Source organism: Pseudonocardia aurantiaca (genome assembly GCF_039526725.1).
Lineage (GTDB): Bacteria > Actinomycetota > Actinomycetes > Mycobacteriales > Pseudonocardiaceae > Pseudonocardia > Pseudonocardia aurantiaca.
The window spans coordinates 34078-57616 of the sequence record NZ_BAAAJG010000012.1; the positions used below are offsets into that span (position 1 = coordinate 34078).

Annotated in this window: 15 protein-coding genes; 3 read left to right on the forward strand and 12 right to left on the reverse strand. The window is 67.6% G+C overall.

The features are described from left to right. Window positions 1-60 precede the first annotated feature (60 nt). The 3 genes from ABD143_RS19990 to ABD143_RS20000 form a co-directional block, all read right to left on the reverse strand. On the reverse strand, window positions 61-1056 hold the full coding sequence (locus ABD143_RS19990; RefSeq protein ID WP_343980390.1) for a glycoside hydrolase family 6 protein: 996 nt from the start codon (window positions 1054-1056) through the stop codon (window positions 61-63). 47 nt (window positions 1057-1103) lie between these two features. After that, window positions 1104-4943 carry a PKD domain-containing protein gene (locus ABD143_RS19995; RefSeq protein ID WP_343980392.1) on the reverse strand — a complete coding sequence of 1280 codons (3840 nt, stop codon included), beginning with the start codon at window positions 4941-4943 and terminating at the stop codon, window positions 1104-1106. Window positions 4944-5127: 184 nt separating this feature from the next. After that, window positions 5128-6087 carry a GDP-L-fucose synthase family protein gene (locus ABD143_RS20000; RefSeq protein ID WP_343980395.1) on the reverse strand — a complete coding sequence of 320 codons (960 nt, stop codon included), beginning with the start codon at window positions 6085-6087 and terminating at the stop codon, window positions 5128-5130. A gap of 27 nt (window positions 6088-6114) precedes the next feature. Between ABD143_RS20000 and ABD143_RS20005 the strand changes: the two genes are divergently transcribed. Then, window positions 6115-7680: a glycosyltransferase family 4 protein gene (locus ABD143_RS20005; RefSeq protein ID WP_343980397.1), complete on the forward strand. Its 1566-nt coding sequence runs from the start codon at window positions 6115-6117 to the stop codon at window positions 7678-7680. A gap of 446 nt (window positions 7681-8126) precedes the next feature. Here the strand turns inward: ABD143_RS20005 and ABD143_RS20010 are convergent, their stop codons facing one another. From ABD143_RS20010 to ABD143_RS20040, 7 genes are all read right to left on the reverse strand, one after another. Then, window positions 8127-9578, reverse strand: a complete 1452-nt coding sequence (locus tag ABD143_RS20010) for a hypothetical protein (protein WP_343980400.1) — start codon at window positions 9576-9578, stop codon at window positions 8127-8129. Between the two features lie 1773 nt (window positions 9579-11351). Beyond that, on the reverse strand, window positions 11352-12602 hold the full coding sequence (locus ABD143_RS20015; RefSeq protein WP_343980402.1) for a glycosyltransferase: 1251 nt from the start codon (window positions 12600-12602) through the stop codon (window positions 11352-11354). An 8-nt stretch (window positions 12603-12610) separates the two neighbouring features. After that, complete coding sequence (locus ABD143_RS20020) at window positions 12611-13723, reverse strand: glycosyltransferase (RefSeq protein WP_343980405.1); 1113 nt, start codon at window positions 13721-13723, stop codon at window positions 12611-12613. Between the two features lie 646 nt (window positions 13724-14369). Next, window positions 14370-15365, reverse strand: coding sequence for a GDP-mannose 4,6-dehydratase (gene gmd, locus ABD143_RS20025; RefSeq protein WP_343980408.1), 996 nt, complete (start codon window positions 15363-15365; stop codon window positions 14370-14372). Then, window positions 15365-16723 (reverse strand): UDP-glucose dehydrogenase family protein, encoded by a 1359-nt coding sequence (locus ABD143_RS20030; RefSeq protein WP_343980411.1) that lies wholly within the window; start codon window positions 16721-16723, stop codon window positions 15365-15367. Before ABD143_RS20030 ends, gmd begins: the two co-directional genes overlap by 1 nt. A gap of 99 nt (window positions 16724-16822) precedes the next feature. After that, on the reverse strand, window positions 16823-18307 hold the full coding sequence (locus tag ABD143_RS20035; protein ID WP_343980414.1) for a tyrosine-protein kinase domain-containing protein: 1485 nt from the start codon (window positions 18305-18307) through the stop codon (window positions 16823-16825). Between the two features lie 106 nt (window positions 18308-18413). After that, complete coding sequence (locus ABD143_RS20040) at window positions 18414-19244, reverse strand: LCP family protein (protein ID WP_343980417.1); 831 nt, start codon at window positions 19242-19244, stop codon at window positions 18414-18416. 553 nt (window positions 19245-19797) lie between these two features. On the opposite strand from ABD143_RS20040, the gene ABD143_RS20045 reads away from it, so the two are divergent. Further along, window positions 19798-21303, forward strand: a complete 1506-nt coding sequence (locus ABD143_RS20045; RefSeq protein WP_379659895.1) for a sugar transferase — start codon at window positions 19798-19800, stop codon at window positions 21301-21303. A gap of 73 nt (window positions 21304-21376) precedes the next feature. On the opposite strand, the gene ABD143_RS20050 is transcribed toward ABD143_RS20045, so the two are convergent. After that, a complete protein-coding gene (locus ABD143_RS20050) occupies window positions 21377-21886 on the reverse strand; it encodes a hypothetical protein (protein WP_343980422.1) in 510 nt (169 codons plus the stop codon). Further along, window positions 21883-22122 carry a hypothetical protein gene (locus tag ABD143_RS20055; protein WP_343980425.1) on the reverse strand — a complete coding sequence of 80 codons (240 nt, stop codon included), beginning with the start codon at window positions 22120-22122 and terminating at the stop codon, window positions 21883-21885. The genes ABD143_RS20050 and ABD143_RS20055 overlap by 4 nt, the downstream gene beginning before the upstream one ends. A 410-nt stretch (window positions 22123-22532) precedes the next feature. Here ABD143_RS20055 and ABD143_RS20060 point away from each other — a divergent pair, with 410 nt between their 5' ends. Further along, window positions 22533-23384 (forward strand): helix-turn-helix domain-containing protein, encoded by an 852-nt coding sequence (locus ABD143_RS20060; RefSeq protein ID WP_343980428.1) that lies wholly within the window; start codon window positions 22533-22535, stop codon window positions 23382-23384. Window positions 23385-23539 lie beyond the last annotated feature (155 nt).

Consider the following 23539-nt stretch of genomic DNA (forward strand, 5'->3'; position numbering starts at 1 on the left):
ACATGCCGCCGTTATCGCGGTATTGCGCCGGTCATCAGGGTTGATGAGCTGCGTGTTCGGTCACCTGCCGCTGCGCTCCGCGATGCCGAGGGCGTATTCGGGCCACCATTCGCCCTCAGCCGGATCACCGGGGCGGCACGGCCCGTCGGACACCCCCGGACTCGTGATCCACAGCAGGGCCTCGACGCGGGGGTCACCGGTCTGTGTGGTCGGTGGATTGCCGAGCGCGGACTGCTGCGGATTGCACGCTGACGCCGACTCCTCCGTGGTGGAGCCGTCGGCGGGGCCGTTCCGGCTCGTGTCGATCACGAACGGCTTCCCGTCGACCAGGTCGGCCAGCTGGGATCCGACCGAGGTGCTCTCCTCGGTGGACTGAGTGCCGCCGACGTTCACGCTGAACCCGTGCGCGTCCGCGATTCCGCTGCTGCGCAGGCCCGCGGCGAGCCCGTCGAGGTCGGTGCCCGGCTCGACCGGGCCGGCGTCGAGGTAGACGGTGGCACCCGCGGACCCGAGGATGGCCACCGCGTCGCTGAGCAGCCCGTATGCCCGTTCCCGAGCGGCGGAATCGGAACAGGCGAGCGCGCGCGGCACGGCGCCCGGCTCGAGCACCACAGTGGACGACGCGTCCCCCAGACCGCCGACGAGCCCCGCGAGCCAGGCGTGGTACACGTCGGGGTCCGCGGCACACGGGTCATCCGCCAGGGCGGAGGCGACGAGGAGCGGCCGCTTCCGGGCATCAGAGGCACGCCCCACGTACTCCAGCACGTCCCCCGCGATCTGGTCCGGATCGCCGACGGGCCGGAACGGCAGGGGCTGCTCGGCGATCTTACGGAGCTGCTCGGCGTCGGCCGTGCGGCCCGCCGACGACCATTCGCGCACCTGCGCAGCGGCCGCGCTGTCGGGATCGACGAAGAAATCCGTCGTGCCCGGAGTGGCCCCCGGCGATACCAGCTCCGGCTCCGGCTCCGGCCCGGTGGACGCCGCACAGCCGCCGGCCACCAGGACGGTGAGGGCAGCGGTGACGGCGACGAGCGCCGCCCGCGGACGCGATCTCATCGACTCTCCCGAATATGTCGATCCAGTGTCGATCCGAGTGGATGCGTTCATGCCGGGCGCAGGGCGACCACCCACGCGGCGACCGCGCGACCCTCGCTGATCGTCCACTGCTGGTTACCAGTCGCGCCCGCTGCCGGCTGCGGGCGGTACGCCTGCGACGCGATCTGCGCCCCGGTGCTCTGCCACGACAGCGTCCAGCCCGTCGGCGGCGTCGTCAGCGGCGTGGTGCCGTTGGCACCGAGCCCACCGATCAGCACCGCCCCCGGCGAGACCGTGGTCACCCCGGGCACGGCGACGGACGTGCCTGTCGAGCTGAGGTTCGTGGCGCTCGAGACCGCGCTGTCGAACGGGTTCGCGGTGTCGACACCCGTGTACCGGGTGACGCCGCCGTTCCACTTCTCGGCCGACGAGATCGTCCACGTCCAGCTCGTGCCCGCGGCGTCCGCCGCCGTCAGGACCCGGTAGTACCCGAACAGCGACGCCTCGGCCGGACGCAGCTGCGGCACGAACGACGTCCATCCTGCGGGCGCGCCCGAGACCGTCGGCCGGTTGTCCACAGTGAACGTCGCGATCAGGAGATCACCCGCACTCGCGCCCGCCGGCTTGGTCAGCGTCACCGACGTGGTCGCGGGCACCGACACCGCCGTGGTCGATCCCGCCTCCGCGATGCCGGCCGAGGACTGCTGGATGGTGACGACCTGGCTGACGGGGGTGCTGCTCCCGACCGAACTGGTCGCCGTCAGCGACACCGTGTACTCGCCTGCGGCGGCGAAGGTGTGCGACGGGTTCTGCTGGGTGGTCGTGGTGCCGTCACCGAAGTCCCACGACCAGGTGGCCGGGGCGCCCGTCGACGTGTCCGTGAACTGCACCGTCAACGGGTCGGACGGCGACGGGGGCGCGGCCGTGAAGGAGGCCACCGGAGCCTCGGGCCCGGGCGGGCCACCCGGCCGCAGCGCCGTGACCCAAGCGGCGACGGCACGTCCCTCGCTGATGGTCCACACCTGCGCCCCGGTCGGGCCGGGGGTCGGCAGCGAGCGGTACGCCTGCGACGCGGCCTGGGCACCGGTGCTCTGCCACGACAGCGTCCAGCCGCTCGGCGGTGTCGTCAGCGGCGAGGTGCCGTTCGCACCCAGGCCGCCGACCAGCATCGCCCCCGGCGTCGCCGTGGTGACACCGGGCACGCTCACCGACGTGGCCGACGGGCTGAGGTTCGTCGCGCTCGACACCGGCGTGTCGAACGGGTCGGTCGTGTCGACACCGGTGTAACGGGTGATGCCGCCGTTCCACTTCTGCGCCGCCGAGAGCGTCCACGTCCAGCTGGTCGCCGCCGCGTCGGCCTGGGTCACCACGCGGCAGTAGCCGAACAGCGAGGCCTCGGCGGGCCGCAGCGCGGGTACGAACGACGTCCATCCCTGCGGCGCGCCCGCCACCGTCGGCCGGTTGTCCGCGGTGAACGTCGCCAGAAGGACGTCCCCGGGCGCGGCACCCGCAGGCTTCGTCAGCGTGACCGATGTGGTCGCCGGAAGCGACACCGCCGTCGTTGACCCCGCTTCCGCGATTCCCGTGCCCTGCGCGGTCGCGTTCATGACGTGCGTCACCGGATCGCTGCTGCCGAGGGCGTTGGTCGCGATCAACGTGACCGTGTACTCGCCCGCGGCGAACTCGTGCGAGGGGTTCTGCTCGGTCGAGGTGCTGCCATCACCGAAGTCCCACGCCCACGACGTCGGCCTCTGCGTGGAGGTGTCGGTGAACTGCACGGCGAGCGGCGCGATTCCGGACGTCGGAGCCGCGGCGAACCCGGCCGTCGGCGGCGACGTCGGGGGCGCCTCGTCCACCGTGACGACCTGGGTCACCGGCAGGCCGGATCCCGAACCGTTGGTCGCGGTCAGTGACACGCTGTACTCGCCGGTAGCGGCGTAGGTGTGCGAGGGGTTCTGCTCGGTCGAACTGGTGCCGTCACCGAAGTCCCACGCCCACGACGCCGGGTTCTGGGTGGAGGTGTCGGTGAACTGCACGGTCGCCGGGTCCTCGGCGGAAGGGGTCGCCGTGAAGCTCGCGGTCGGCACCGGAGTCACCGGGTCCAGCGTGACGGTCTGCACCAACGGTGGGCTGCTACCTGCCGCGTTGGTGGCCGTCAGGCTCACGGTGTACTGCCCCGCCGCGGCGTAGATGTGGGTCGGGTTCTGCTCGGTCGACGTCGCACCGTCGCCGAAGTCCCACGCCCACGACGTCGGCGTGCCCGTCGACGCGTCGATGAACTGCACGACCAGCGGGTTGCTGCTGGTCGGGGACACCGCGGAGAAGCCCGCGGTCGGCGCCGGCGCGGGCGCCGTCACGGTGACGACTTGGGTCACCGGGGCACTGCTGCCCGTCGCGTTCGTCGCGGTCAGCAACACCGTGTACTGGCCCGCGGCCGCGTACGTGTGCGCGGGGTTCTCCTCGGTCGAGGTGGTGCCGTCACCGAAGTTCCACGCCCACGAGGCGGGGTTCTGCGAGGACGTGTCGCTGAACTGAACGGTCAGCGGGTCCTCCACGGACGGCGCCGCGGTGAAGCCGGCCGTCGGGGCGCTCGCGGCGGGCGTGCCCAGCGACATCTCCGAGTGGTAGTAGCGCCGGGCGAACTGGTCGCTTGCGATCGCCACCAACCCGGTGGTCGCGTTGACCGGGTCCTTCATGGTGCTGACGTTGTTGATCAGCGCGCCAGAGGCGCTCATGAGCGTGCTGCCCCTGCCCGGGGCGAACGAGATGTTGTTCAGCGGCGCGCTCTTGTAGTAGACGGACCCGCCGCTCTCGGTGGACTGCATCACGAACAGCAGTCCGTTCGTGGTGTCGAGCGCGAGCTGCGGGCGGGTCAGGCCGTCGCCGACCGACGCCGACTGCGCGCTCGTCCAGACCCCGGTGCTGCTGCGGGAGAGCACGACGAGGCTCGGGTCGCTGTTCGGGTCGCTGCTGCTGTCACCCCGCGACGTCTTCACGGCGGCGTGCACGCGGCCCTGATCGTCGCCCGAGATGCTCTTGAGGTTGATGTGGTCGTCGGCCATCCGGGTGCCGGCGAGCGGCGACTCGACGGCCCAAGCCGTGTCGGGGTCGCTGTCGAGGTGCACGGCGAACCGGAACGTGCTCGACGCCTGATCCGACCACATGACGCCGATCTTCCCGGACATGCTGACGAGCGCCGAGATGTCGTCGGCGGCCACGTCGGTGTCGGCACCGGTGATACGGAAGGGCGCGGTCCAGGTGGTGTCGGAGGTGGTGGAGTGCGCCACGTAGACCTTCGAGCTGCGCGTGAAGGTGATCCACAGCCGGCTCAGGCTGTCCTGGTCGATCGTGGCCGACTCGGTGCCCCCCGAGCCGGCGGGGGTGACCGGGTAACCCGCGTCGCGCGAGTAGGTGCGCGAGCCGGCGTCGTAGGAGTAGCGGTACAGGCGCACCTGGCCGCTGGTGCCGCTGGTGCGGCTGATGACGTACAGCTTGCCGTCGGTCCACAGCGCATCGCCGGTGCTCGACGCGCGCTCGTCGATCACGGTGCCGGTGTCGCGCCACGTGTGGTCCGGCTCGAGCTCGTACACGTTGACCGTGCCCGCCGGGGTGACCATCAGCGCCCACCAGGACCCGGCGTTGTACCAGAGCTTGCTCTGCGGCTTGTCCGCCGTCGCAGCGGTGGCGCCGCTGCCGTACTGGTGGCCCGGGTAGCTCGTCGGCGTCCCGGGCGCGGCCTGGGCGGAGGTGGCTCCCAGCGGCACCAAGCCGGCCACGAGGGCGACGAGCACGCCGAGTCTGGCCAGGCTGCGCCAGCACGACGCCCGCCGCGTCCGCGGCTCGCTCGACGACGGACCGCGGCCGGGCAGGGGAGCGGATCCCGCACCTCGCGGGATGGAGATCGGCATGGTGCGAGGACCTTCCGTCCGAGGCTGAAGCGTCCCTCGATCCGGGGAGAGGGAGCCTGTCCGCCTGGTCGCGCACCCATCGACCGTCGTTACCTGAACTCATCAGTCCTAATGAAATGACCGCTGAGCGTGAAACACGCCGGTAACCAGCAGCGAAAACGCTCCGGGTCGGGACCGAGCGGCATCAGAGTCGAGCCTCGGCCCGGTGTTCAAGGAACCAGCGGTAGGTGCTCTCGATCCCCTCGCGCAGCGGGATCCGCGGCTCCCAGCCGAGCGCGCGCAGCCGCGTGACGTCGAGCAGCTTCCGCGGCGTCCCGTCCGGCCGCGAGGTGTCCTGCACGATCTCGCCGGCGAACCCGACGACGTCGGCGACCGTCTCGGCGAGCTCCCTGATCGTGACGTCCTCGCCGACGCCGACGTTGATCGTCTCCGGCTCGTCGTAAACGTCGAGCAGGTGCACGACCGCCCGGCCGAGGTCGTCGACGTGGAGGAACTCGCGCCGCGGCGTGCCGCTCCCCCACAGCACGACACTGTCCGCGCCGCTCTCCACCGCCTCGTGGAACCGCCGGAGCAGCGCCGGGAGCACGTGCGAGTTCTCGGGGTCGAAGTTGTCGCCGGGCCCGTACAGGTTCGTCGGCATCGCCGAGATCCACCGCACCCCGTACTGCCGCCGGTGCGCCTGCACCTGCATGATCCCCGCGATCTTCGCGATCGCGTACGCGTCGTTCGTCGGCTCCAGCGCCCCGGTGAGCAGGCTCGACTCGCGGATGGGCTGCTCGGCGAACTTCGGGTAGATGCACGACGACCCGAGGAACAGCAGTCGCTGCACACCTGCGGCGTGCGCCGCGTCCATCACGTTGACCTGGATCTGCAGGTTCTCGGAGAGGAACTCAGCGGGGTAGGTGTTGTTGGCGACGATCCCGCCGACCCGCGCCGCCGCAAGCACGACCGCGTCCGGCCGCGTCGAGAGCAGGTAGTCGAACGTCGCCGCGCGGTCGCGCAGGTCCACCTCTGACGACCGTGCCCCGACGAGGTCCGAAAACCCCGCCGCCGAGAGCGCCCTCCAGATCGCCGATCCGGCCAGGCCGCGGTGCCCCGCGATGTGCACCCGCGCGCTGCGGTCGAGCGCCTCGTTCGTGGCCACCAGTTGGATCCTCTCATCGGGCATCCGTTGCCCGCCGATGAGACCACAGAGACCTGCCACCCCTTCGCCCTCATCAGGATTGGTGACGTTGGCTACACCGAGGTAACCGTTCGTAACGGCGGTCTCCGGGGGCCCGATGACGGGATGCGCACGGCGCAACTGGACTCCCCACCAGTAGCGCAAATCCCCCGTGCCACTGCACCGGCGAGGAGCCATCTCGTGACGATCCATGACATCCGCGCGACCCGCGACGCGCACCGTCTCGAACTCCTCGACTTGATCCCGACGCCGCGCGCCCAGACGTCCACAGTGGACGTGCCCGTTGTGGGGCCCCACGGCGGGCCGCTGCGCGTGCTCGCGATCGGCATCAACTTCGGCCCCGAGCACACCGGCATTGCGCCGTACACCACGCAGCTGTGCGAGTACCTGGTGGAACGCGGGGCCTCGGTCTCCATGTTCACCGGGGTGCCGCATTACCCGGGCTGGATCGTCGACCCCTCCTGCCGCTGGCGCCTGCGTCGGGTGGAGAGGAGGGGCCGGTTCGAGGTACGTCGGCTCCGCCATTACGTGCCGAAGAAACAGACCGCCCTCCGTCGCGCGGCCTACGAGCTGACCTTCGCGCTCCAGGTCGCCCTGCAGCAGCCGAAGGCGCGCCCGGACATCGTCCTCGCCGTGGTCCCGTCCCTGCTAAGTGCGGTCGCGGCGCAGCGCATCGCCGCGCGGGCCGGCGTGCCGCTCGTCGTGTGGGTGCAGGACCTCATGGGCCGGGCAGCCGCACAGTCCGGGATGGATGGCGGAGCGAAAGTGGCCGGCGTCGTGGCCGCGATCGAGAAGCGCGTGCTCCGGCACGCGGACCAGGTGCTGGTCCTCAACTCGCACTTCGCTGAGTACGTCCAGTCCATCGGCGTCGACTCCAGCAAGGTCACCGTTCAGCCCAACTGGACGCACGTGGCCGAGCCGACCGGAGCCAACCGTGAGCAGACGAGGGCACGGCTCGGCTGGCACCCCGATGAGACCATCGTCCTGCACACCGGCAACATGGGCCTGAAGCAGGACTTGGAGAACGTCATCGCGGCGGCGCGACTGGTCGACGAGCGCGGAACGCGCAGCGTCCGGTTCGTGTTGATGGGCGACGGCAGTCAGCGCGAATCCCTGCAGCGGCTGGCTGAAGGCGTCGCAGCCGTCGAGTTCCTGCCACCCGTTCCCTCCGAGGAATACGCCGACATCCTCGCCGCTGCGGACGTCCTGCTGGTCAATGAGCGCGCGTCCTCAGTGGACATGAGCCTGCCGAGCAAGCTAACCTCCTACCTTCGAGCCGGGCGCCCGGTGATCTCAGCGTCGCCCGCGGAAGGCGGGACCGCCGCCGAGGTCAAGCGCTCCGGGGGCGGGCTCGTTGTGGAGCCGGGGAGCCCGCAATCGCTGCTCGACACGGTCGAAAGGCTCGCAACGGATCCTCAGTCGGCGCGCCTCATGGGCCAGCGCGGACGTCTCTATGCTGCGGAGAACCTCGACGCCCAGCGTGCGCTCCGCGCGCTGCTTGGCGCTCTGGGACCGCACCCCGCGGGCGCCAGGGAGCGCGTAGACGCCGCCTGACCGATCGCCCACTGCTGACCTCCTTCGACATATGCGTGGGCCGATGCATTCCAGGTAGTTAGCCCTCACCCATGCACGTCGCACACCCGAGACGCGATCCGGGCCCGCGGCAGACCGACATTCTCGACCACAACCCGAACATCGTGCTCATCTGGGGGTGGCGGGAGAGACGACGGCTCGAACCTAGCCGCGATTCGCGACCGAGGCTGGGTTTGCTGTACGACATGCTCGCTGCCGCGCTTCCCAACACGGATTTCATCGTCGCTCGCCCGACCCGGCCCCGGGACCCAGCAAGTTGGATGCCAAACCAGATCTCTATGCGGGACGCCATCCAGGCGCAGGTGGAGGCGCGCAGTTGGTACGTCGTCCACCCGGTTACCGAGGACGGATCACCGGCACCGGCTACGTAGGCGTGACGACCGGCGAGGGCAACTCGGACATCCGCATCAGCGCCGATCCGATGCACCGGAGCTACGCCGGGCACGCCCACCTAGCGGCCCGCCTCGCTGGGCATCTCCGAGCCTTAGGAGCGGGCTGGCCCAACTGTCGCGGAGCGTTCGTCGCTGGCTGAGTTTCGCGCCGACCCGTACGACCGCCACGAGGGCGGCGTAGTAGTAGAACACCCGCACCCCAGCGCGCAGGTTGTACTGCAGCAGGTCCAATACGAACAAGGCCGCCAGCCCGATGCCGGCGACCTGCAGCAGCACCCGCCCGGCTCCCGGGGCCTTCTCCGCGAGCCGCTGCATTGCACTGAGCGCTAACGCGGCGGTGAACAAGACCCCCACCAACGCAGCCCAGCCGTGCAGCGCTAACTCGCCGATCCCGCTGAACGGCGTGTACTGGTTCAGCCGCAGCAGTGGTCCAATCCGACCCCAGTCGGTCATGCTGCCGGGCAGGGGGTTCAAGCTGATTCCCAGCGACCCCTCGGGCAGGAGCAACCCCGAGGTACCCAGGTGCCCAGCGAGCGGGACTGCAAACAGCACATTGCCGAATGCCGCCGCAAGATCGAATCGGACGAGCAGCCCCGGGTCGCCCGCCAACTGCTCAGCGAAGGGGATCAGACCGGCGCCACGGTTCGAGCGGACCGCGAGCGGCAACTGCAAGAGCATCGGGGTGACCGCGACAACGGCCAGCGCGGCTGGGAGCCGGAGCTTCCGGCGGGTCCCGTCAGGAGCGCGCTGCTGGAGGTACGCGAACAGCAGCAGGATCGGAATCAACGCGAGCGCGCGTGTCCCGATCGCGAACAGGAGCAACACGTACCCAAGCAGCAGCGTGAACGCCAGCAGCCTAGCTCTCCCACGGCGAGCGTCAAAGAGGATGAACGCGAGCAGGCCAACAGCAGCGGGAGCGGTTGCGCTGCCCAGGCTCGTGTAGGTCTGTGCCCCGACCGTGCTCAGATACACCGAACGCGAAACGAGCCCAGACGGTCCATATGCGGCGACCAGCATCGCGGCGGGGAGGAGCGCCGCCAGGATCAATACGACACTGCGGACCTTTGCCACAGCAGCGGCCGCGCCGAGCGGGGCCGGATTCTCGTCCGGCGTCACGGGGCGGAGCACTATCCCGCCCGCGAACACGGCGAGGCTAGCCACGGTGAAGATCGAAGCAGCGCCAGCGTAGATGCTGTCGCTTGTTGGCATCGAGGCCGACACCGCCGCCACAGCTTGGATTTCGCGGTAGAAGAGGAAGCCTGCGACACCGACGAGGTTCAGCGCTCCGACGATCACCGCGGGCAGTGGCACAACAAGCCCGGAGCGGCGCCGCAGCAGGGTCACCTGCAGCCAGGTAATCGCCCCGACCACTCCGAGCACGGCCGTGTACTCGAGTACCTGCGTTCCGGCGGAGGACCCAGCAACGACGGCCAGAAAGGCACCTACACCTCCGGCCGCAACAGCCACGCCGGCTCCGAAGGCAAGCCCTCCGAGTCTGACAATCGTCGATGACGTCACTTCCGCACCGCGCTATCGCCGTCCGGCTGCAGCTGGTTACTCGCGGTATCGAGATTGCCAGGACTTGTGGGCGGCGCTGAGGGCTGCGTCGATGCCACGGCCGTGCTCGGCGACGTGCAGGCCAACCTCGACACGCTCCTCCGAGCACGGATGACACCAACCTGACCGAATTCGGCAGCCCCTCGACACACTGCAGGGGCCGCTCCTCGCGATCGCGGAGGCCGTAGCCGTAGCCGTAGCCGTAGCCGTAGCCGTAGCCGTAGCCGTAGCCGTAGCCGTAGCCGTAGCCGTAGCCGTAGCCGTAGCCGTAGCCGTAGCCGTAGCCGTAGCCGTAGCCGTAGCCGTAGCCGTAGCCGTAGCGATCGCCGCCGACTACGATTCGCCAGCATAGCCCGGTTCACTGTAATCATTCTCCACTATACATGTAACGTCAGCGAGCGCTGAATCTGCACCGGCCCACCGCAGCGCTTACACCTTCCCGGAATACGCAGAACCCACTTCAATGCGTGCCGAACGAAGACGAATCGCGCGAATCCTTAACAGTAGTGCGGCGCATCCGCTAAGATACGCTCCCGTCGCACCGACTGACGCGCCAACCGCCCCGCCAAAATGCGCACCAAGCACAACACCCAGCAGTAGAGCGAACGTCACAGCCGTCTCGGTAATCCCCACGAACCACTCATCGCCCCATGAATGAAGAAACCCCTGCAATATCGCGGCTATGCTCGATGCAAGAATCCCTAGACAAAATATCTGCAACGGTACGACTGCGGCCAAGTAGTCGGAACCAAGTGACCACACGACAGCCTGCTCCGCCATCAGCGAGAGGCCCGCGAGGCCGCATGCCATTACGGTAAGCAAGCTCAGGCATGCAATACCCAAACTTCGCATGCCTCGCCCATCACTTCGGGTTGCATACGGAATGACAAGCGTGCTCAATACACCGGCCAGTAGGCGAAGCGGGCCCATTATTCGAGCCGGAACGCTATATATCCCTCCCGCAAGCCCTCCACTAGCTGCTGTCACGAGCGAAACATCTAACACCCGGGCTTGACCGGACGCGGTATACAGCCAGAATGGGCGAGCTTCGACGATCACCTGCTTGAAGCTAGAGCGACCCCCAGGTTTCACACAGGGCAAAATGAGACCTGCCGTCGCAATAGCACCTATCGCGCTACCTGACGCCAGTCCTATGCAGAAGGCCTCCAAGGGAGGAACTCCGATCACCGCAACGGCGACCATCGCCGCAAGAGCGAGCCCTCTCCGTATCAGCATTGACGCGGCATTAATTGTCGTCCGGCCGTCGGCGGTCGCTATGGCCAATAGTGTTTCCGAGTACTTCTCGGTCGACGCCCATACCGCCAATAGCGTGGTCACCGCCAACCCGTCGATGAAGAGTGACGCTACCGCGATTCCGGCTATCAGCAGAACTCCCACTAGAATCGCCAACGACAGCGCCAACCGGACCGCCGCGCGAACTCGCGGATCAGTGAGATCACGGGCACGAGTTCTCGTGAGATATGGGCCTAATCCGAGATCCAGACCTCCTGCAACGGCGAAAGTCAGGCCCATCATTGCCGATCCCAGTCCTAGTCCTTCAGGGCCAGCCCACCGGGCGAGAAGGACGAGGTTTGCCGCTTGAAGGCCGGCGCCGACCAGCCGACTAGCTAACAACCACGAAAAGTCAATCGAGAGCCTACGACTCATTCCTCACGGACCTAGCTACTCGGAACTACGGGTGAAGTGCTGCACGTATCGGTCTGTAGCTTTCTTCCATGAAAGCCGTTCTAAGCACGCGATACGCCCGTTCTCAGCGATCGTGCGCATCAGATCGGCTCGACCCGCCGCTCGAAGTCCTCGGGCCATTCCGTCCACATCCGGCTCGAACAGGTAAATCTCGCGACCGTGTTCAAATATCGAGGATATCTGTGCAGCTTTGCTGACCAGCACGGGAGCCCCGAGGACCATTGCCTCAACGATAGACTGACCATAGGATTCCCATCGAGCGGGATGCACAACTGCATCTGCCTGACGGTAGAACTCCCAACGGTCGGCGCCCCGAAGTTCATCGCCGACATTAATCCATTGCGCAAGGCCTAATCCAGCAACGATTGCACAAAGCCGCGCCTTGTCTCCACGATGATCTGGCCCTCGCATTTCAATTGTTGGACGTTCTGTAGGCGATATCTCTGCGAGCGCGCGCACCAAGATATCAAGGCCTTTGTGGTGGATATCGAATCGACCCATCCATGCAATGTATCCACCACCGCCTTCCCACTGAACGTTGCCGATCTCCCGTACACCGGTTGGTGCCACTAGAAGGTGAGCGTTCGGCGCTATGTCAACGACGCCCTGGACCTCACCCTCGAAGAATACGTGGACTGCAGACGCTCTCTCGAGTAGTCTCCTCTCAAACCGCGTCCGCACCTTCCCCCACCGAAGATTGTGGCGAATTTCTGGGGCATACACTCCGTGGGCGAGAACCACATACGGAATCCGGCATCGGTTGGCAAGCCAACCAGCAATTAGATTTGATGTGGTCCAACCCTCATGAATGATTAAGGTGTCGCCTTCAGTTAGGTGCTGCGACAAGCCGACTGGGATCATTGATTGTCGGCCTGACCCAAGATGCCGTATGGAAGTGAGGCTGAGATTTTCATTTCCCGCTAGCCTTGGAATGTGCCCAGCCGTCGGGGTTAACACGCGTGTGTGTGAGCTGAGGCCAGCGAGGGCCTCAATCCACATTTCGCGTGAAGGGTTGACTCCGCCGGTGGAGTAGGTTGCCGGCCTTGCGTAATAGTCAATATATCGGCCGAGGGGACGCTGCACATTACGAGATTTCGGAGTGGCATGCCGGGCGGCCCAAGGTAGCCAAGACGGTTCCGCCCACCTCCTCGACCTAACGTGGGGCGTCTTAGAGACTATCGGCAGCTGGCTGACTATCCAACGCAATCGGCTTTTCAGGCGACCCATACGCAGCACTATAAATTCGCCTCCGCATAGATGGTCTCCAGTAGGTCACATACAGCGCGGATGTTAAAGTCGCGGCGCACAGCATCTCTGCTCCGCATTGCTGCCAGCGCCCAGCGGTCCGCGGAAGACAGTATCTCTTGGACCGAGAGCGATAGCTCTTCGGCGCTATGCCCCGTTACGAATGCCGGATCTGCTTTTCGAAGTGAGGACGCCAATCCATTCGATTCCGTGACTACCACTGGCAATCCAACAGACATCGCTTCGAGTACAGCCATCGGAAATGGCTCGTTCTCGCTCGGCAAGACGCACACCTGCGCCTTACGCAGCCTTGAAGCCACGCTTCCCGGCGCAACGGCACCTTCGTACGAGATAGCGTTTCGATAAGGTGAGGCTGCTATTTGATTGCGCACATTCTCCAGGTCGCCTCCATCCGGTCCGACGATAGTGAACCGGGCCTTCACGTACCCACTCAGCAGCCTCTCTGCCATCGCAACAAACTCTGGAACCCTCTTTCGAGGATGTATTCTTCCGCAGTAGAGCACTTCGGGATGGTCATCCTGCGGCCAAACCGCCTGTTCACTTCGTTCAGCCAAGCCGTTAGGCACCCGCATCAAGTTGTGCTGCCGAGGCGAGAGTTCCCGCAAGTTGTCTGCCTCTGCATCCGTCAAGTACAAATGTGCTGCAGCATTGCGGAATATAGCCTTCATCGGGATATCGGATAGGCGACTAAGTATCCGCTTGTCGGGCTTTACCATGCCGTGTGTCTGAATCACTACGCGCTTGCCCATGATTCGACACAAGATGGCAGCAGGGAAAGTCAAGAGATCGCGAGATAGGTGCAGGTGGACGACGTCATACTTGTGAAGGCTGCGAATCAAGCACGCCATAAGCGACGGACTAAACAGTGTAGCAAAACTCTTGCTTCGCCCTAACCTGTAGGCTCGTCTCGCATATACACCGACGCCGGGAACCCGTGCTTCGGCTTTACCGTCCCATCCAGTGTAGAGGTCCACTCGGTTCCCTCGCTGTGCCAGCGCGGCCGCCTGTGCCGTTGCAACGCTGAGGGGACCGCCATATTCGCCGCGTTCACTTAGGTACGCGACGATGTGAGCGATCCTCATACCCCCGTCTCCGAGTCAGCGCTGATAAATCGCTTACCGACGACGTTGCCCGTGGGGATTCCGAACATACTCCCTGCGGGCACAACTCCGTGAACAACTGTATTGGGAAGCACCAGTGCAGACGTTTCTATCACGCTTCCGGCTAGGATGACTGCCCTAGAGGTGAGCCAGGCTCCGTCATGAACTGTGATAGGCGCGCTCGTCGTCGCCATATCAGTCCGGAAGGCGTGACTGCCCGTAGTGATCAGCACTTCCTGCGACACTACGACGTCACTGCCGATCGACAAGGGGGCACGGTTGTGCAACCAAGCACCTTCGCCAATCCAAGTGCGATCTCCTACCCGGAGCTTCCACGGGAACTTTACTCGCACCCGCGGCCTGATCACTACGTCGGAGCCGATCTCTGCGCCAAAGAACCGAAGCGCCGCAACGCGAACACGCGAGCTCGGCTGCAGGGAGTTCGTGACAAGAAGCCATTGAGCCAACCACCAGAGGTAAACAAATGGCCGCGCGCGTCCCCATCCTTTCCCCTCACCTGGCGCATTCCTCAGGTTTATTACTGGAGACATTCCTTCGCTCATGGGTCTATCCATATCCTAGATGATTCGCGTCGACCGGAGCTCGTTTGTGACGGAGGCGCGCCGGACTAATCCAGCCTGCCTGCCGCGCCGAGCGCGATCTCTAGATCCGCATCCACCATGATCTTGGCAATGTCCGGAGTCAGCGTTCTTGGCTTCCATCCGAGCTCATGTGCAGCTTTCGCTGCATCACCGATCAGCGCATCTACTTCCGAGGGTCGTAGATAACGTTCATCGAAGCGGACATACTTTTCCCAATCGAGTCCGGCGTGCTCGAAGGCGAATCCGACGAAATCCCGGACCGTATACGCAGTACCGGTCGCGACGACGAAGTCACTCGGCTCGTCTGCCTGCAGCATCAACCACATCGCCTCGACGTACTCCTTGGCGTACCCCCAGTCCCGCACTGCATCGAGGTTCCCGAGGTACAGCTCGGTGTCGAGGCCGGCCTTGATCCGCCCCACCGCCCGCGTGATCTTCCGCGTCACGAAGGTCTCGCCGCGGCGGGGCGACTCGTGGTTGAACAAGATCCCGTTCACCGCGAACATGCCGTAGGCCTCGCGGTAGTTGCGGGTCATCCAGTACCCATAGACCTTCGCCGCGCCGTATGGGCTGCGCGGCCAGAACGGGGTGTTCTCATCCTGTGGCGGCGGGGTCGCCCCGAACATCTCCGAGCTGGACGCCTGGTAGAAGCGGCAGTCCAGGCCGATCATGCGGATCGCTTCGAGGATCCGGGTGGTGCCGGTGCCCGTGGTGTCCCCGGTGAACTCGGGTTCGTCGAAGCTCACGCGCACGTGTGACTGGGCGGCAAGGTGGTAGACCTCGTCGGGCTGGATCTTCTGCAGCAGGGTGACCAGACGGGAGCCGTCGGTGAGATCACCGTAGTGGAGGAAGAACCGCACACCTTCGAGGTGAGGGTCCTGGTAGATCTGCTCCAGGCGGCCGGTGTTGAAGGTCGAGGCGCGACGGATGAGGCCGTGGACCTCGTACCCCTTCTCCAGGAGCAGTTCGGCGAGGTACGAGCCGTCCTGGCCGGTGACGCCGGTGATCAGGGCTTTCTTCATCAATTTCCCAGGGGAGCCGTGGCGTACGTCCGCGTTGCGCGGCCGACGCCGATCCAGGTGAGCGACGCGCGGCGCAGGACGTCCGGGTCGAGGAGATTGCGAGTGTCGATGACGGTCGGGGCAGCCAGGCCCTCGGCCACGCGCGACCAGTCGAGGCTGCGGAACTCGGGCCATTCCGTGAGCACCACAACGGCCTCGGCGTCCTTGGCTGCGCTGTAGGGATCGTCCACGACGTTGAGGAGCGAGTCATCGATCGCGGCTTGGGCGGCGATGATGCCCGGGTCGTAGCCGACCAGCTCCGCACCCGCCTGCTTCAACAGCGCCGCCACCGCCAGCGCCGGCGAGTCGCGCAGGTCGTCCGTGCCGGCCTTGAACGTCAGCCCAAACAGCGCGAGCCGCTTCTTCGACAGCGAGCCGTCCCGCTTTCCCGTGACAGCCTTGCGGATCTTGTCCACCATCCGCTGGAACTGGCGGGTGTTGGTGTCGATCGTCGCGCGCAGGAGCCGGAACTCGAAGTCCGCCGCGTCCGCCACCTGCAGCAGCGCGTGCGTGTCCTTGGGAAGGCAGGAGCCGCCCCAGCCCGGACCCGGCGACAGGAAGGCCTGGCCGATGCGCTTGTCATAACCGATGCCCTCGGTCACGTCCGCGATGTCGGCGTCCAGGCGCTCGCACAGCTCAGCCATGGCGTTGACGTAGGAGAGCTTCATCGCGAGAAAGCAGTTGGCCGCGTACTTGATCATCTCGGCGCTCGCCGAGTCCGTGAGGACGGTGGGGGCGCCGAGGCGGGCGTAGAGGGCGGCCACGCGTTCGGCGGCGTCCTGCTTGCTCGAGCCGACGACGATTCGGTCGGGGTTGAGGAAGTCGCGCACCGCGGAGCCTTCACGAAGGAACTCCGGGTTGCTTACGACGCCGACGTCGTCGCGCTCCAGCAGTTCGGCCGTGCGCGCCGCGGTGCCCACCGGCACCGTCGACTTGTTGACGACCACGCAACCCGGCGGCAGGACCGCTCGGGTCTCCTCGATCACGGCCTCCACGGCGTTGAGGTCGGCGACGCCGCCCACGCCCATCGGAGTGGGGACGCAGAGGAACATCACCTCGACCGGGGGGCCGTCGGCCTCGAGCTCCTTGAGCGCGGTGCCCGCGCCGACGACGAACGAGAGCCGGCCGGCGGCGACGCCCTCGTTGACGAGCTCGGCGAGCCCGTCTTCGCGGATGCCGATGTCACCGGCCCGCAGCCGCTCGACCTTGATCGCGTCGACGTCGGCGCACACCACCCGGTGGCCCAGCGACGCCAGGCAGGCGCCGGTCGTCAACCCGACATAACCGGTACCCATCACAGCTATGCGACGTGCGAACACAGGACGCAGCCCCCTCGGCTACTCGGTGGTCCGGCCCTCCCCCGTTGGGCCGGTGATTCATCTGCGCGGAGCGCGGCGCGCCCCGGTAGTGCCGGCGGCCTAGCGGCCGTGGCGGAGGGTCGTGCTCGAGCGCCTCGGCGTGCCGGGCGGGATCGTTGGGTTGGGGTGGGACGTGGGTAGCGGGCGGTGCCCGTTGTTCGCGGTGGGCGGCGGCGCGGGCACCACCGGTTGGTCGGTCCGGTAGTACGCGTTGTACTGCGCGTACGCGCGCGGGCCGGTGCTCGGCACCATCGTGAACACGGTGCCCAGCAGCGGCGCGGAGACGGCGTCGAGGGCTTCGGCTGCCGCCACCACCTGTGAGCGGGTCGTCTGCTTGAAGCGGCAGACGAGGATCGCGCCGTCGGTCGCCGGGGCGACGGCCGCCGCGTCGGTCACGGGCAGCAGCGGCGGCGTGTCGATGAGGATCACGTCGTACTGCTCCCGCAGCTCGCCGAGCATCGCCTCCATGTGGCGCGATGCCAGCAGCTCGCTCGGGTTGGGCGGGAGCTGGCCGCTGGCCAGCACGTCGAACACCCCACCCCACGGCTGGATCACCTGCTCGGCACGCACCCGGCCCGACAGCACACTCGTGAGCCCGGCCGTGCGCTCGAGACCGAGGAGGTCGGCCGCCTTCGGCCGCCGCAGGTCGGCCTCGATCACGAGCACCCGGCTGCCCGCCGAGGCCAGCGCGATGGCGAGGTTCACGATCGTCGTGGTCTTGCCCTCGCTCGGCATCGAGCTGGTCACGACGAGGACCTTGCGCGGTTTGTCGACGTCGACGAACTGCAGGTTCGTGCGCAGCTGCCGGAACGCCTCCGACCGCGGTGACTGCGGGTCCTCGTGCACCGTGAGCGGGCGCCTCGGCACCTGCGGGTCGTGCGCGATCGTGCCCAGGTTGGGAGCGCCGGCCGCGTCCCGGAGGTCGTCGGGCGACTTCACGGACGTGTCGAGGGCGTTGCGGGCCAGCGCAGCGCCGACGCCGACGGCGAGGCCGGCGAGCAGGCCGAGCGCGAGCGTTACCGACATCCCGGTGGACGACGGGCTGATCGGCACCGCGGCCGGCTGCACCACGCGGACCGCCACGGCCTGCGGCGCACCCGGCACGACCGGGCGTTCCAGCTCGTCGACCAGGCCCGTGAACACCCTGCCGACCGTGTTGGCCAGCTCCGCGGCGCGTTCGGGGTTCTCGTCGACCACCGCGACGTCGATGAGCACCGAGTCGAGGGCGCTCGTCGCCGTGATCCGCCCGGCGAGCGTCTCGGGCGTCACGGCGAGACCCAGCTGCCGGATCACGTCCTCGCTGACGCGCCTGCTGCTGACCAGCTCGACGTACGACGTGACGCGCTGCTGCGAGAGCTGCGCCCCCTGGTAGGCGGCGCTCGTCGTGTCACCACTCTGCGACGACACGTACATCGTCAGCCGCGCCGTGTACTCGGCCGGGCGGACGAAGAACGCGGCAGCGGCCCCTGCGAGCCCCAGCACGACGGCGATCAGCAGGACGAGCCATTGCTCGCGGAGCACCCGCAAGTAGTCCTGGATCGTCACCGGCCGCCTCCGTTCGTGCTGGTCATCATGCGTCCGGACGGCAGCGGGCGGACGGCGACGCACCGGGACGGGTTCAAGGAACACCAAACGTGACAACCCCGGACGATCACGGCGGAGACTCCCCGAGCAAGTCGCGTGGGTTGCGCTGGGCGTATACCGCTATACCATCCGTACGAACGGCGTCCCACAGTTCGGCCGAGCGCGTCTCGTCGAGGTATACGACCGATTGGGTGCCTTCCCTGCCAAGGCCCCGCACGGGGGCACCGACGAACGTCATGCCGTCGGGGCGCATCCCGCGCATCTCGACGCCGAGCTCGCGGATGCCGCCGTTGCTGAGAGTGTCATCGACGCTGACGGAGCGGCTGACGGCGTCGAGCAGCCGGTAGAGCTGCACCGGGTCGGCGAGCATGCCGCCGGAGACTGCCTTGCTGAGCAGCGCCCGCATGGCGTTCTGCTGCCGCTGGGCCCGGTCGATGTCGCCGCGCGGCAGGTCGTAGCGCTGGCGGACGTAGGCCAGCGCGGCGGCGCCGTCCAGGTGGTTCAGGCCCTGGTGGAACTCGACGCCGTTGTTGCTCGTGGCTCCGGCCACCCGCACGTCGATGCCGCCGACGGCGTCGACCATGGACTGGAAGCCGGCGAAGTCGATCACCGCGAAGTGGTCGACGCGGACGCCGGTCAGTTGCTCGACGGTCTGGATGAGCAACGGCGGTCCGCCGAACGCGTACGCGGCGTTGATCTTGTTCTGGCCGTGACCGGGGATGTCCACCCAGCTGTCGCGGGGGATGGACACCACCGAGGCGCCGGTGCGCTGCGGGTCGAACTTCGCGAGCATCAGGACGTCGCTGCGTTGGGATCCCGCGTCGACGCCCGGCTCCGCCGCCTCGCCCGTCGTCGGCTCCGCGGAACGCGAGTCGGTGCCGACGAGGAGGAACGTCAACGCTTCCGTATCGGCCGGACGGGTGGCGGTGTCAAGACCACGGAACGTGTCAGGCAGACGCGTGACGTTGTTACCCAAACTTTCGGTGACGACGTAAACCGCACCAGCGGCTACGGCCAATAGGAGCAGCGCCGATACCGCCAATCCGAGCAGTACCCGCCGGCCGCTGCGGCGCCGGGCCGTCTGCATCGCGATGCCGTGTGGATCTGTCGGATCGTCGAAAACGAGCAGGTCAGAGCCCTCCGGCTCTGTCGGCGCCACTCGCCTCGAGCTGTCTTGCCGCTCGCTCATCCGCCCCGATCCGCTGGAGTTCGTCCGACTGCCGTCGTGTTGATTTCGCACGGGCCGGGAAGTCGTTACAGATTGTGTCATGCCTCATCAGGACTGATGAGATCTCACCTAGTCGGGTAACGGGCAGTAGGCGGGTGCCGACGAAGGGGCGACAGACTCCCCCTTCGGGTGATCCCGCGCCGTGCTCCCCCCAGACAACGGCGTTGCTGCTGGGATCGCCGTCCTCTCCAGGAGAACGACCCCCGTGTCCACGCACTCCCGCATGCCCTCTGCGGCTGCGCTCCCCTCGCTGCCGCGCCCCCGGCTTCCCCAGCCTCCGGTCGCCCCCGCCGGCCCCGTCATCCCGGCGCCGCGGCCGCCGTACGAGCCGTGGCAGAACCGGTACGCCGTCGCGGTCGCGGTCACCGATGCGGTCCTGCTCGTGCTCTGCGTCGGCGTGGGCATCGCGTACGGCGTCGTCACGCTCGAAGAAGGCGCCGCCCTCGACGCCCACGTCGCCACCGGGCTCATCACGGCGGGGCTGCTGCTCGCCGGACTGGTGTCCGTCCGGGCCTGGGAGCCGCGCATCCTCGGCGCCGGCTCCGGCGAGCTGCAGCGGCTCGTCCGCGCCGTCGCCGGCAGCGCCGTCCTACTCGCCCTCGGCGGCCTCCTGCTGCAGGTCGACTCGATGCGGCCGTGGGTGTTCGTCTGGCTGCCGATCTACGGGGGGTTCGGCCTGGTCTGCCGGTATGCGCTGCGCCGGTGGCTGCACCACCAGCGCGGCCGCGGCCACCTGCTGCTGCCGGTGCTCGTCGTCGGGAGCCACGAGGCCGCCGCCGACCTGATCCGGCGCACCCGCCGCGACCGGCACTTCGGCTGGGACGTCGCAGGCGCCTGCACGCCGACGGGCACCGGCCCGTACGGCGCCACCCACGTGGAGGGGGTGCCGGTCGTCGGCGACCTGTCGTCTGTCGTCGGGGCGGTGCGCGAGACGGGCTACCGCGTCGTCGCCGTGGCGCCGTCGCCGGGGTGGGGACCGCGGCGGCTGCACGAGCTGGCCTGGCAGCTCGAAGGCACGAACACCGAGCTGGCCGTGAACCCCGGGCTGATGGAGATCGCGGGCCCGCGCATGCACATCGCGCCCGTCGACGGGCTGCCGCTCGTCCGGCTCACGCAGCCGCGGTTCACCGGCGGCAGGCGGGTGCTCAAGAACGCCGTGGACCGGGTGGGCGCCGCGTGCGCGCTGCTCGCCATCTCCCCGCTGCTGCTCGCGATCGCGCTGGCCGTGCGCTTCGACGGCGGACCGGCCTTCTACCTGCAGGAACGGGTCGGCGTCGGGGGCAAGCGGTTCCGGATGGTCAAGTTCCGGTCGATGCGGGTGAACGCCGACCGCGAGGTCGCCGCGCTCGCCGCGCACAACGAGGGCGCCGGGCCGCTGTTCAAGATGCGAACCGACCCGCGCGTCACCCGCATCGGCGCCGTTCTGCGCCGCTACTCGCTCGACGAGCTTCCGCAGCTGTTCAACGTGCTCACCGGCTCGATGTCGCTCGTCGGCCCCCGCCCGCCACTGCCCCGCGAGGTCGAGGCGTACGCCGACGATGCTCGGCGCCGGCTGCTCGTCCGGCCCGGCATGACGGGGCTGTGGCAGGTGAGCGGGCGCAGCGAGCTGTCGTGGGAGGAGACCGTGCGGCTCGACCTGCGCTACGTCGAGAACTGGTCGGTGACGCTCGACCTCGCGATCCTCTGGAAGACCGTCAACGCCGTGGTGCGCGGGCGCGGGGCCTACTGACCTGCTCGCTGACCTGCTCGCGGGACGCCGAGGCCGGTTCGCCGTAGCGAACCGGCCCGGCTTTCGATCCCCGCTATCGGGTCCACCAGCCCCAGCGTGGCCGCACCACCACCAGCACAGCGCGGTCCTGACGCGGCGAGTCCGTCACCACCTCCACGTACGCGGCACCACACGCACCGGCGATCACCGGCGCGGCCGCGCGCAGGTCCTGCTGGGTGGTGCCGGCCCGCAGCCACACCCGCACGAGCACGCCATCACCCCGCACCCGGGCGCTGACCAGCCAGGGCGGCCGGCCCGAGCGGTCCGTCACCCCGGCCTGGACCAGCCCGGACCGCACCCGGTGCGGCACCACCAGCACCTGCCCCAGCGCGACCACCGCCCGCCGGACCACCGGCACCACCACGACGACGATCCCGAGTATCACCAGGACGATCCCGGCCACCGTGCTCCCGGCTGCCAGCCACCCGGCCACGAGCAACGCGGCGAGCGCCAGTTCGGCGCGCCAACGGACGAGTACCGCGACCAACCCCGGCCGCCTCCGCGGAGCGGGCAGCAGCCGCCGCAGGTCGTCGTCGGTGGTCAAGACACACCGACGTGCCGACCGGCGATGATCCGGCCGTCGCCGTCGCAGTCCCCGCACATGCGGGCGCCGACGATGCCCGCACCCCCACACGACCCGCAGACGGACACCAGGTCCCAGCGCGGATCGCGGTAACTGCGGTGGAAACGGCGTGGCCGGCGCACCTGCCAGCCGCGGGCGATGGCATCGATGTCGGGGTCCCGGAAGGCCCGGCGGTCGACGGCATCCAACAGGAACATCAGGATCGCTGGAAGTCTTCCTTGGCGAGGTTTACCCTTCATAAGGCTCTGACCTGCCTTCACCTGTGGTCGCACACGGGACGGACGACGAGCTGGGCCAGTCGGTGTTGCAGCACCGGCTGGCGTCCGCGAGGAGCCACGAGCTACTCGCCTTCGGGACGGCGTCGGTCTTCGGGTCGGCGCCTTCCTGGTTTCGAGGCATCGCCGAGACTCTGGTGGGCCGTCGGGGGAACCACCCCCCTTCTGGGTTGGGCGCGGCTGACAGCACCGCCACGTACGGGTTGGTCGCTGGACAACACGCCGAGAATGCTTGCCCCGCGCCATGTACGCGGGTCTAGTCTCACCTGGCATCTACCAGTTAGCAAGGCAGAGACCCCCGACGCGCGCAATTACGGCATGGAGGAAGACCAGTGGGGGTAGTACACGAGCCCAACCCGACAGCAGCTCGTCGGGAGCTGGCGCTCTACTTTCGCACCGTCCGTGAGCAGCGAAAACGAGGTCTGGACGAGCTCGCCGAGTACCTCGCGGTGTCCGAGGCGCAGGCATCCCGCCTCGACAAAGGGGCCCGCGGCCTGCGTCCCGGTGACGTGCGCAGGCTGGCCACGTGGTACGAGCTGCCCAACACCGAACGTGATCGACTACTGGCACTTGCCACTGAGAGCCGCAAGCGAGGCTGGTGGCAGCAGGTGGACCTGCCAGAGTCGTACCGCACGTTGATCGGCATGGAGCAGGCCGCAGACACGATCAACGAGTACTGCCACAGCACGATCCCAGGCCTCCTACAGACTCGGGACTACGCTCGCGCCGCATCTGCGGGCAACGCACCCGACCTGAGCCCTGAGCAGATCGAGATGGCCGTCGACGTCCGTATGCGCCGCCAGGAAGTGCTCGAGCGCGAGCAGGCACCGAGATTGTGGGTGGTCATCGACGAAGCGGCACTTGCGCGAACGACCGGGGGCCCAGCTGTGATGCGCGAGCAGTTCGAACATCTGATCTCGGCGACGCTCCGACCGGGGATCACCGTTCAGATCATCGATTTCGAATACGGCACGCACCCAGGTCACAGTCACTTCATCCTGGTCCGCACGGGCGGCGTGCTGCCCAACCTCGTGTACCTCGAGACGCTGGGACGCGCGGACTCCACGTCGGACAGCGATATCGCACGCTATCGCAGGGTCTGGGAACACCTCACCGCTCTGGCATTGAGCCCGCGCGAGTCGCGCGACCGCATCGAGCGGTACGTCAAGCGGTTAGCGCCTTGACTCTCGCCACAGGTGCGAGCGTTTCTGCAGTATCAGCGAGTTAGACCATCTGACTGCGGCTAACCAATTGACCAATCGCGCGCGCCACGCGGATGCGTGGTGATATGGAACCTCACATGGCACTGTGGTCGAGGGGTAGCCGTAGTTCCTGGGGA